This is a genomic window from Nonomuraea zeae (assembly GCF_005889725.1).
Lineage (GTDB): Bacteria > Actinomycetota > Actinomycetes > Streptosporangiales > Streptosporangiaceae > Nonomuraea > Nonomuraea zeae.
In genome coordinates, this window is record NZ_VCKX01000372.1 from 1 (window position 1) to 10,548 (window position 10,548).

Annotated in this window: 11 protein-coding genes; 5 read left to right on the top strand and 6 right to left on the bottom strand. The window is 71.4% G+C overall.

Translation table 11 applies throughout. The features are described 5' to 3' along the window. Positions 1-1,144: serine/threonine-protein kinase (locus ETD85_RS55075; protein ID WP_138697836.1), on the bottom strand; the 1,144-nt coding region annotated here is incomplete at its 3' end. Positions 1,145-1,164: 20 nt separating this feature from the next. Continuing rightward, positions 1,165-1,974: a TIGR03619 family F420-dependent LLM class oxidoreductase gene (locus ETD85_RS55080; RefSeq protein WP_138697837.1), complete on the bottom strand. Its 810-nt coding sequence runs from the start codon at positions 1,972-1,974 to the stop codon at positions 1,165-1,167. Between the two features lie 88 nt (positions 1,975-2,062). On the opposite strand from ETD85_RS55080, the gene ETD85_RS55085 reads away from it, so the two are divergent. Together ETD85_RS55085 and ETD85_RS55090 are read left to right on the top strand one after the other, a co-directional pair. Then, positions 2,063-3,310: an LLM class flavin-dependent oxidoreductase gene (locus ETD85_RS55085; protein WP_138697838.1), complete on the top strand. Its 1,248-nt coding sequence runs from the start codon at positions 2,063-2,065 to the stop codon at positions 3,308-3,310. After that, positions 3,307-4,176 (top strand): TIGR03619 family F420-dependent LLM class oxidoreductase, encoded by an 870-nt coding sequence (locus ETD85_RS55090; protein WP_138697839.1) that lies wholly within the window; start codon positions 3,307-3,309, stop codon positions 4,174-4,176. The genes ETD85_RS55085 and ETD85_RS55090 overlap by 4 nt, the downstream gene beginning before the upstream one ends. 13 nt (positions 4,177-4,189) lie before the next feature. Here ETD85_RS55090 and ETD85_RS55095 read toward each other — a convergent pair whose 3' ends face one another. After that, positions 4,190-4,642 carry a MarR family winged helix-turn-helix transcriptional regulator gene (locus ETD85_RS55095; RefSeq protein ID WP_138697840.1) on the bottom strand — a complete coding sequence of 151 codons (453 nt, stop codon included), beginning with the start codon at positions 4,640-4,642 and terminating at the stop codon, positions 4,190-4,192. A gap of 62 nt (positions 4,643-4,704) precedes the next feature. Between ETD85_RS55095 and ETD85_RS55100 the strand changes: the two genes are divergently transcribed. From ETD85_RS55100 to ETD85_RS55110, 3 genes are read left to right on the top strand one after another with little or no spacing between them, the layout of a single operon-like run. Then, a complete protein-coding gene (locus ETD85_RS55100) occupies positions 4,705-5,886 on the top strand; it encodes an FAD-dependent oxidoreductase (protein ID WP_138697841.1) in 1,182 nt (393 codons plus the stop codon). Positions 5,887-5,908: 22 nt separating this feature from the next. Next, the gene (locus tag ETD85_RS55105; RefSeq protein ID WP_138697842.1) at positions 5,909-6,718 is read left to right on the top strand and encodes a HipA family kinase; all 810 of its coding nucleotides are present in this window, start codon (positions 5,909-5,911) and stop codon (positions 6,716-6,718) included. Next, positions 6,715-7,092: a DUF3037 domain-containing protein gene (locus ETD85_RS55110; RefSeq protein ID WP_240780040.1), complete on the top strand. Its 378-nt coding sequence runs from the start codon at positions 6,715-6,717 to the stop codon at positions 7,090-7,092. The genes ETD85_RS55105 and ETD85_RS55110 overlap by 4 nt, the downstream gene beginning before the upstream one ends. 8 nt (positions 7,093-7,100) lie before the next feature. Here the strand turns inward: ETD85_RS55110 and ETD85_RS55115 are convergent, their stop codons facing one another. The 3 genes from ETD85_RS55115 to ETD85_RS55125 form a co-directional block, all read right to left on the bottom strand. Then, positions 7,101-7,943 (bottom strand): GNAT family N-acetyltransferase, encoded by an 843-nt coding sequence (locus tag ETD85_RS55115; protein WP_138697845.1) that lies wholly within the window; start codon positions 7,941-7,943, stop codon positions 7,101-7,103. A gap of 72 nt (positions 7,944-8,015) precedes the next feature. Beyond that, on the bottom strand, positions 8,016-9,608 hold the full coding sequence (locus tag ETD85_RS55120) for an alpha/beta hydrolase (RefSeq protein WP_240780041.1): 1,593 nt from the start codon (positions 9,606-9,608) through the stop codon (positions 8,016-8,018). 110 nt (positions 9,609-9,718) lie between these two features. After that, positions 9,719-10,548 (bottom strand): trypsin-like serine peptidase (locus ETD85_RS55125; protein WP_138697844.1); only part of this gene is annotated, 830 nt, incomplete at its 5' end.

The window sequence follows — 10,548 nt, forward strand, 5'->3', positions numbered from 1 at the left end:
CCGCCACGATCACCTGCCAGGCCCGCGGCCGCCTGGCGGGTGCGACCCCGGCGTCCGCGCCGCCGTGCGGCGGATGGTCCGAGCCGACGATGGCGGGGAAGCTCGTGGTCGGGTCGGGGTCCTCGATCGGCCCGGTCCCGGCGGCGTGCGGGCCCAGCTCGGCGAGCAACGCCCGCCCGGCCTTCGCCCGCCCCTGCGCCCCGCCGAGACCGCCGAGATCACCGGCCGAGCGAGAGCCACCGGCCGAGCCGGGGTCGGTGGAGGTGGCGGGATCGGTGGAGGTGGCGGGATCGGCGGGGGCGACGGCGGCCATCGCGCCGGTCGTGAGCACGTCACCCGACAAGCCGTCCTGCCCGAGGAGCCGCCGCAGCACCTCCTCCGCGTCCGGCCGGTCCCCCGGCTCCGGCGCCAGGCAGGCGTCCACGATCTCGCGCAGCCGCCCGGTCAGCTCCCCCACGTCCGGCTTGCCGTACAGGATCCTGGCCAGCACCTCCTGATGGGTGTCCGCCGTGTACGCGTGCCGCCCCGTGGCGGTGTACGCGACGGTCAGCCCCCAGGCCCACAGGTCGGCCGCCGGACCGGCCTGCTCGCCCTTGATGCGCTCGGGCGGCAGGTAGGCCGGGGTGCCCATGGGGATCAGGTTGGTGGTCGCGGAGGTGTCCAAAAGCCGGGAGACGCCGAAGTCGATCACCCGCGGCCCGTCGATGCCGAGCAGCACGTTGCCCGGCTTGAAGTCCCTGTGCACGACCCCCGCGCGGTGGATCGCGCCGAGGGCGGTGGCGGTGCCGATGGCCAGGCGGTCGAGCGAGCCGCCCTGCCGCGGGCCCTCGGCGATCACGTGCTCGCGCAGCGAGGGGCCTTCGACGTACTCGCTCACCAGATAGGGCCGGTCTCCGTCGAGGTCGGCGTCGAGGAGCTGCGCCGTGCAGAACGCCGCGACCCTGCGCACCGCCTCGACCTCGCCGAGGAATCGGCGCCGCACGGCGGGGTCACCGGACAGGGTGGCGTGCATGTGCTTGATCGCGACCTGTGCCCCCTGGGCGGACCGGCCGAGGTAGACGACGCCCTGACCGCCTTGGCCGAGCCTGCGTGACAGCCGGTACGACCCCAGCTGCCTCGGGTCATCGGCTCGAAGCTCGGACATATGGCTTCATTATGCCGCCATCAAGCGAGCGCCGCGTAGTCATCCAGCACCGGCAGCACCACGTCGGCGGGGCCGCTCGGCAGCTGCGCCACCGCCTCCTCGATCCCGAGCCCGGCGTAGTAGTCGAGCTTCTCCCTCGTCGGCCGCGTCCCGAACGGGATCACCTGGGCCATCGGCCGCCCGGCCTTCTCGCACGCCTCGCGCAGCGCGGGCAGCGCCGCCCTGATCCCCGCGCCGCCGATGGGCATCCAGCCGTCGGCGTACTCGGCGATGTGGGCGAACAGCTTCGGCCCCGCGGCCCCGCCCAGGTGAACCGGCGGGCTCGCGATCGGCTTGGGCCAGGACCAGGACGGCTCGAACCCGTCGAACGCGGCCACCTCCTCCTGCCACAACGCCCGCATCGCCAGCACGTTGTGCCGGGCCACCTCGCGGCGGCGCCCGTACGGGACACCGTGGTTCTCGATCTCCTCGACGTTCCAGCCGAAGCCGACCCCGACCACCACGCGCCCACCCGAGAGGTGGTCGAGGGTGGCGATGGCCTTGGCGGTGACGATGGGGTCGCGCTGGGCGGCGAGCAGGATGCCGGTCCCGACGCGCAGCCGCTGAGTCGCGGCGGCGGCGAAGGACAGGGCGACGAGGGGGTCGAGCGTCCGCCGGTACTCCTCGGGCAGCTCCGCCTGGCCCGCGGCGGGCGGGGTGCGGCGGGAGACCGGGATGTGGGTGTGCTCGGGCACGTAGAGGGAGTCGAAGCCGCGCTCCTCCGCCGCCCTGGCCAGGTCCTGAACCGGCATGGCCAGATCCGTGGCGAACATCGTGACGCCCAGCCTCATGCCGCCTCCTCATCGTCAACCAAGCGATTGCTCGGCTAAGATTTCCAGAGTACCTTGCAGAAGACCATCCCGCGGAAAGAGGTCCCCGGTGAAGTTTTCTATCTTCCTGAATCCGCAGATTCCAGGATCCGGATACGCGGCCGAGGAGAACGCCAAGGCCAAGCGCCCCATCGGCCGCGACACGGAGTCGTACCAGAAGCTGCTGCACGAGGTACGGGAGATAGCCGTCCACGCCGACCAGCTCGGGTTCGACGCGCTGATGATGACCGAGCACCACTTCCATTCGGAGGGCATGGAGTTCTCGGTCAACCCGCTGATGTTCCTGACCGACCTTGCCGCCAGGACCGAGCGGATCCTGCTCGCGCCGCTCGGCCTGGTGCTGCCCGCCTGGGATCCGATCAGGGCCGCCGAGGACGTGGCGCTGCTCGACCAGTTCAGCAGGGGACGCCTGCGGCTCGGGGTGGCCCGCGGCTACCAGAACCGCTGGATGAACGTCCTTGGCCAGCGCTGGCACGCGGCCGCCGCCCGCTCGGACGGCTCGGCGAGCGACACGCGCAACTTCGACGTCTTCGGCGAGGTGCTGAAGATCATGAAGATGGCGTGGACACAGGAGACCCTCCGCTACAAGTCCGACGTGCTGGACTACCAGGTGCCCTTCCCGTACGAGGGCATCGAGGGCTGGCCCGCGCAGGAGTGGACCAGGACCTTCGGCGCGCCGGACGAGCTGTCGGAGGACGGGAAGGTGCAGGCCGTCTCCGTCTGCCCCAGGCCGTACCAGAACCCGCATCCCGAGCTGTGGCAGCCGTTCACGATCTCGGACCGGTCGGTGATCAGAGCCGCGCAGGAGAACATCCTGCCGTGGATGTTCACCCCCAATCCCGACGACCACGCCGCCAAGGCCAAGCTGTACCAGGAGGAGTCCGCCAAGCAGGGCCGGGAGTACAAACTCGGCGAGCACACCGGCATCCTCAAGATCGTCGGGATCGCGGACACCACCGAGGAGGCGATCAACACCTTCGGCCGCAGCATCCCGAAGGACTTCGCCGCCTTCTTCGGCCCCTTCGGCTATCTGGAGGTGCTGCGCAAGAAGGAGGACGAGAAGCACAAGCCCATCTCCCCGGAGAAGGGCGACGCCAAGCGGATGAACGACGTGGAGATGGCCCTGTTCGGCACGCCCGACGACGTCAAGCGCGGCATCCAGCGGATGCTCGACCGGATGCCCGACCTGGAGTGGTTCGGCCTCTACATGCAGGGTCAGCAGGGCGTGCTGCCGCTCGACACGGTCAAGCGCAACCTGGAACTGTTCGCCACCAAGGTCATCCCGGAGTTCCAATGAGATTCTGGCTGGGCGCCTCGTTCGTCGACACCGGCCAGTTCGTGGAGCTGGCGAAGGCGGCCGAGCGGTGCGGGTTCGACACGCTGACGCTGTCCGACCACCTCTTCTACGCCGACTTCGCCACGCCGTACCCGTACTCGCGGTCGGGGCGGCCGCGCTGGGACGCCCGTACGCACTGGCCCGACGTGTGGGTGACGATCGGGGCCATGGCGGCGGTCACCACCTCGCTGCGCTTCTCCCCCAACGTCTACATCGCGCCGGCCCGCGACCTGTTCACCGTGGCCAAGCAGGTGTCCACGGCGGCGGTGCTGTCGCAGGACCGGGTCACGTTCGGCGTGGGAGTCGGATGGTGCAAGGAGGAGTTCGCCGGGACCGGGCAGGACTTCCACACGCGCGGGCGGCGGCTGGACGAGATGCTGCCGGTGCTGCGCTCGCTCTGGGCCGGCGAGACGGTCACCCTGGACGGCCTGCCCGCCCTGTCGATCTCGCCGACGCCCGCCGGGCGCATCCCCGTCTACGTCGGCGGCGACAGCGAGGCCGCCCTGCGCCGGGCCGCCCGCCTGGGTGACGGCTGGATCGGCAACCGCATCTACACGGAGGAGCAGCTCGACCCGGTGCTGGACACGCTGCGCCGGCACCTGGACGAGAACGGCAGAACCGGACCCTTCGACATCATCGCCCCGCTGGCCGTGCTCCCCGACGCCGGCACCTACCGGCACTTCGCCGCCAAGGGCGTGACCGGCACCATGGCCGCCCCGTGGTGGCTGGCCACCCCGGAGGAGAAGGCCCGCTACGGCGAGGGCAGCCTGGAGCTCAAGCTCGCCACCATGGAACGCTTCGCCGAGGAGGTCATCGCCAAGACCTGAGCCTCCGCCGGGCTCAGTCGCCGGCGAGGTTCTTCATGATCCGCCGCAGCATCTCCGTCACCTGGCCGACCTCCTCCGGCGAGAACCCCTCGAAGACCTGGTGGCTGATGCTTCCGAAGATCGGCGGCAGGTGCGGCACCAGCGCCCGCCCCTCGTCGGTCAGCTCGATGACGACCGAGCGCCGATCCTCGGAATGCCGCGCCCGCCGCAGCAGCCCCTTGGCCTGCAACCGGTCGAGCAGCCTGGTCATCCCGGCCGTGTCGGTGCCGAGCCGGCTCTTCAGCGTGCTGGGCGTGCTGCCGCCGCGCGCCGCGTGCAGCAGCAGCGCAGCCTGCTGCGCCGTGAGGCCGAGCGGCGCGAGCCGGCGCTCGGTCTCGGTGTTCAGCTCCCGCCCCACCTGGACCAGCAGCGACCCACCCCCCAGGACCAGCTCGAACGGCGACTGCGCTGCGCGGTTGTCGGTCATCCCCTGAGGATAGCTGTCCAGAACATTTGCTGTCGCGACAGCTATTCGATTACAGTCGGCCCATGGACGACACCCACATTCTCGTCATGGGGGGCGGACTCGCTGGATTGTGCCTTGCCCAGGGCCTGCGTCAGGCAGGTCTCCGCGTCACCCTGTACGAACGCGACCCGTCGGCGGCCCACCGCCCCCAGGGCTACCGCATCAGCCTCAAGGACACCGGAGCGCAGGCGCTGCGGGCATGCCTGCCTGACCACCTGTTCGACCTCGCCGTGGCCACCTCCATCCGCCCGGCCAACCGCATGATCTTCATGGAGACCGATCTGCGGCCCAAGTTCGCCAAGGACATCCCGTACGCCCGGCCCGGCGTGACCGGCCTCGGCGTCAACCGGCTCACCCTCCGCGAGATCCTCATGACGGGGCTCGCGGGCTCCGTCCGCTTCGGCATGGACTACCGGCGCTACGAGCCGCTCGCCGGCGGCGGCGTGCGCGCACACTTCGCCGGCGGGCAGAGCGCCGACGGCGACCTGCTCGTCGGCGCGGACGGCGCCGGCTCCCGCGTACGCGCGCAGCTCCTGCCCGGCGCCGTGGTGGACGAGCTCGGCTGGGCGCTCTACGGCAAGACCTGGATCACCCCCGAGCTGCTGGCGGCCACGCCGCCCGAGCTGGTCGACTCCTTCAACCGCGTCAGCGCCCCCGGCGGCACGGCCATCGCGATCGCCACCTGCCGGCCGCTCACCCCCGTGCCCGAGGCCGTGGCCCGGCACGCGCCCGGCGCGCAGGTGACGGACGTGCCCGGCTACTTCTCCTGGACGATGACCGTGCCCGGCCCCCGCCCGGACGGCGCGCCGCCCGCCGAACTGCACGGCCTCGCGCGGCAGACGGTACGCGGCTGGCACGAGGGCGTACGCCGGATCGTGGACGAGGCGGACCCCGAGGCCACGTTCGTGCTGCGGACCCACTCCGCCCGGCGCGTGGCGGCGTGGGACGAGCCGGCCGTCACGCTGATCGGCGACGCCGTGCACAGCATGAGCCCGGGCCGGGGCGAGGGCGCGAACATCGGGCTGCGCGACGCCCGCCTGCTCAGCGAGCTGCTGGCCGGGGCCGCCGCCGGGGGACGGCCGCTCGCCACGGCCAAGTCGGCCTACGAGCGCCGCATGCTCGACTACGCCTTCGCCGCCGTCGAGGCGTCGCGGGAGCACCCGTTCGCGGCGGCCAACCGGCAGGACCGTGATCCGAGCCACTGAGAAGGGGCGATAGCCTCATCTCGTGCTGGAAAAGATCGCGGCCACCCGCTACGTGACCCCGCTGCGGGAGGGCGGATCGCTGCCCGGCGTCGTCGAGGCCGACGACCTGGGCACCTACGTCGTGAAATTCCGCGAGGCGGGGCAGGGGCGGCGGGTGCTCGTCGCCGAGATCATCGCCGCCGAGCTGGGCCGCAGGCTCGGGCTGCGCACTCCCGAGCTGAAGCTCATCGACCTCGACCCGCAGCTCGGCATCAGAGAGCCCGACGAAGAGGTGCAAGACCTGCTCAAGGCCAGCACCGGCCTCAACCTGGCGGTGGACTTCCTGCCGGGGGCGCTCGGCTTCGAGCCGCTGGCCTGGGTCGCCGACCCGCTGTTCGCCTCCAAGGTGGTGTGGTTCGACGGTCTGATCCACAACATCGACCGGAGCTGGCGCAACCCCAACCTGCTGGTCTGGCACCACGAGCCCTGGCTGATCGACCACGGCGCGGCGCTCTGGTTCCACCACAACTGGCGCACGGCCGACCCGCAGCGGCCGTTCGACGCCGGTGACCACGTGCTCACGCCGTACGCCACCGACGTCGCGGGCGAAGGCGCCCTGCTGGCCGCGAAGATCACCAGGGAGCTGCTGGAGACCGTGACGGCCCTGGTCCCCGACGAGTGGCTGCGCGACGAGCCCGGCTTCGACTCACCCGGAGCGGTGCGCGAGGCGTATGTCGATCATCTGCTGCGGCGGGCGCACGGGCCGGGAGAATGGCTCGTACGCACCGAGCAGGGGGCGCCACGGCACGGCCCCGGTTCCGTCGGCGAATTCTGGCGTGGAGGCAGCCGGTGACCAGGGACGTGTACGAGTACGCGGCGATCCGCGTGGTGCCCAGGGTGGAGCGGGGCGAGCTGATCAACGCGGGCGTGCTGCTCTACTGCCAGCCGCGCGCCTACTTGTGCGCGCGGGTCGAGCTGGACCCGGCCCGGCTGCGGGCCCTCGACCCGGGCGCCGACGTCGACGCGGTACGCCGTGCGCTGAGCGCGTACGAGCTGGCCTGCGGGGAGGAGCCCGGGCCGCTGGCGAGCGAGCCGCTCGGCGGCCGCTTCCGCTGGCTGACGGCGCCGCGCAGCACGATCGTGCAGGCGGGGCCGGTGCACGCGGGCCTGACCGCCGATCCCGACACCGAGCTGGCCAGGCTCTTCGACAAGCTCGTCCGCCTCTAGCCGCAGCCTCAGAAGAGCACCGACATGAACGTGTCGACCTCGTGGAAGCCCACCTTGCGATAGACGGCCCGCGCCGATCCGTTGTAGTCGTTGACGTAGAGCGAGACCACGGGGGCGAAACAGGCCATCGCGGCATCGACCACGGCGGACATGCCGGCCGCCGCGTGCCCCCTGCCCCGCAGCTCGGGGGCGACCCAGACGCCCTGGATCTGGCACGCGTGCGGCGTGACCGCCCCCACCTCCGCCTTGAACACGACTTTCCCGTCGTCGATGCGGGCGTAGGAGCGGCCGATCCTGATGAGCTCGGCGACCCTGGTCCGGTAGAGGGCGCCGCCGTCGCCGAGGTTGGGCGAGACGCCGACCTCCTCGGTGAACATGGCCACGCACGCGGGCAGCAGGATGTCGAACTCCTCCGGCCGCACCCTGCGCACGAGAGGATCGGGCGGCACCGGCGAGCGGTGCGTGGTGGCCATGACCGGCTGCGCCCAGCGGATCGCCCGGGCGCGGCCCCAGTGCGGTTCGAGGCGCTCCCAGAGCAGCGAGACGGCATCGACCGGGCCCACGATGGACGAGCACCGTCGCCCCTGTTTCCTGGCCCGGTCGGCGAAAGCGTGCACGGCTTCGGGCCCGGCGTTGACCGGCACCATGTTGGCCCCGGCGTAACAAAGTGACACAAGGCCACCGCGCGGTCCGAACCCCCACATCTGCCCGCCGAGCCTGGCCGGATTGAGTCCGACGGCCCGCACTCTGGAGGAGACGAAGACGTTGGCGACCGGATCGGAGTCCAGCAGGGCGAGGACTTCGTCCCGGTCGCTGTCGTCGAGCACGCGCGACGCCGATGTACGCAGCATCACATGGTCAGACTACGCGAAGGGTTACCGATTAGCTCATCCGGCTCTGCCCACAGTAATCCATTCTTGACGTCACCTCTTGGCGATGAGCCCCAGCACGCCGAGGATCCCGAGGAGATCGGACCGTTCCCGGGCAGGTGGCGAAGTCATGTGCTCGGCCGGGCGTGGCTCGGGCAGCGCCGCGCAGGACGTGTCCTGCCTGGGCAGCGTCCCTTCCCTCAGGTAGGCCGCCAGGTGCCCGTCCACGCAGGTGTTGCCCGCGAGCGACACCCCGTGGTTGCCGCCGCCGTCGATCACCATGCGCGCCCCGGGGAACTGCTCGCGCATCTTCATCGCCCCCTTGTACGGCGTCGCGGCGTCGTCGCGCGACTGGAGGATGAGGAACGGCGGCAGCTTCTGCGACCCGTGCACCTGGACCGGCTGGCCGCCCCGCACCGGCCAGAAGGCGCAGGGGGCGTTGAACCAGGCGTTCGGCCAGGTCAGGAACGGCGCCCGGTCGTGCAGCTTGGTCATGTCGTCCCGCCACCTGTCCCACTGGCGCGGCCACTTGGCGTCGCGGCACTGGACGCCCAGGTAGATGGCGTAGCCGTTCTCGTCGTCCGCGTCCTGCTTGCCGTGCTTGTTGTAGATGTCGAGCAGGCCCTTCACGTCGCCCTGGCGGACGTAGGAGGACCAGGACTGGGCGAACAGGGGCCAGATCTTGTCGCTGTAGCCGGCCACGGTGAAGGTGTCGTCGAGCTCGCTCGGCCCGATGATCCCGCCGGCCGGGCGGGTGCGCAGCCGGTCGCGCATCGCGTAGTAGGCGAACGAGGTCTGCTTGGCGGTGGCGCCCAGCTTGTAGACGTCGTTGTGCTTGGCCGTCCAGGCGAGGAAGAGGCGGTGCCGGCGCTCGAAGGCGCGGTCCTGCCTGAGGTTGGACTCGTACCAGACGGTGGTGGGATCGACCGTGCTGTCCATGACCAGGCGCTTGACCCGGCTCGGGAACAGCGTGGCGTAGACGGCGCCGAGGTAGGTGCCGTACGAGTAGCCGAGGTAGCTGATCTTCTCCTCGCCGAGCGCGGCGCGGATCGTGTCCATGTCCCTGGCGGAGTTCTCGGTCGTGAGGTGCGGGAGCAGCCAGGACCACAGGTTGCCGCAGCGGCTCGCGTACTCGGTGGCCCTGGCCAGCAGCGCCTTCTCCGCCCCGCGCCCGTGCGGCACCGCGTCGGGCCTCGGGGCCTTGTAGTAGACGGCCGGGTCCACGCAGTGGACGGCCGGCTCGCTGCCGCCGACGCCGCGCGGGTCGAAGCCGACCACGTCGTAGCGCTCGCCCAGCCCGTCGGGCAGCGAGGCGGACACGAACTGCGTCAGGTTCCGCCCCGACGCCCCTGGACCGCCCGGGTTCACCAGGAGCGTGCCCAGGTGGTTGGCGTCCCTGGAGACCTTGGCCTTGATCCTGTTGAGCGCCAGCTTGATCGACTGGCCCATGGGCTCGCGGTAGTCGAGCGGCACCCGTACGGTGGCGCACTCGAGCTCGGCCGGCACGGCCTTGCCGCCCACCGCCGGACAGGCCCCCCACACCACCGGGGTCACCGGCGCACTCCTGCCGGCCACCGCGTTGTCCGCGCTCGCCATCCCCGCCACCAGCACCACGATGCCGGTGACAACCCCCACTAGCCGCTTCACCCGGCCCCCTTCCTTGTCATAAGGCCCTGTGATGCTCCCGTGAGCGGCCCGGTGACGACTGGGGGTATGGAGAAAAGCTTGCCATTCTGTAATCGGTCCATTGCAGCCGGTTATGCGCGCTGCGCCGTCGAGTAGAGGGCCTTGGCCGCCTCGCCCAGGTACGGGCCGTACATCGTGCGCTGGTCGTCGACGTACTTGAAGCTGCTCAAGGACATGATGGTGCCCTTGCCGGTGGCCGGGTCGAACGCGGTCATCCAGGGGCCGCCGCTCGAACCCGCCGTCATGTCGCAGCCCAGCCCCTGGTCCTTGGTCTGGCCGTGCGGGTCGTTCTTCAGCCGTCCGGCGCAGTAGACGAGGTGGCTGCCGTCGTACGGCGGGTCGGCCGGGTAGCCGAAGCCGAACGCCTGGCCGCCGCGCGCCGCGTTGAAGGAGATCTCCTGGGTGCCCACGACGTCGGCCACGTGCCGGCCCCTGGAGGTGGCCAGGGCCACCATGCCCACGTCGTAGTCGTCGTCGCCGTTGCGCGACCAGGGCCCCGCGACGAACATCCGGCGGGCGGTGTACTGGCCGTACGGCTGCTCGCCGGCCGTCCCGTAGCCCGGGACGAACGTCCAGTTCGCGGCCCACTCGCCCGCGCCGTCCTTGACGCAGTGGCCGGCGGTGACGACGACGTCCTTGTTGGCGCTCCTGATCGTGCTCGCAGAGCAGACGAAGTCGGCCCCGCCCACGGTCAGGAACACCCGGCCGGTGGTTTTGGCCACCAGGCCGCCGGTGACCCACCGGGAGCCGACCGTGCTGGTCAGCGGCTTGGCCGGGCGCGGGAGGGCGAGGTCCCGCGCGGGAGCCAGGCCCTTGAGCACGCCGGGCGAGACGGGCAGCTTGCGCGCCTCGGAGACGGGGACCGCGCGCCCGGCCCCGCGCCTCTTGGCCGCCCCCCGGG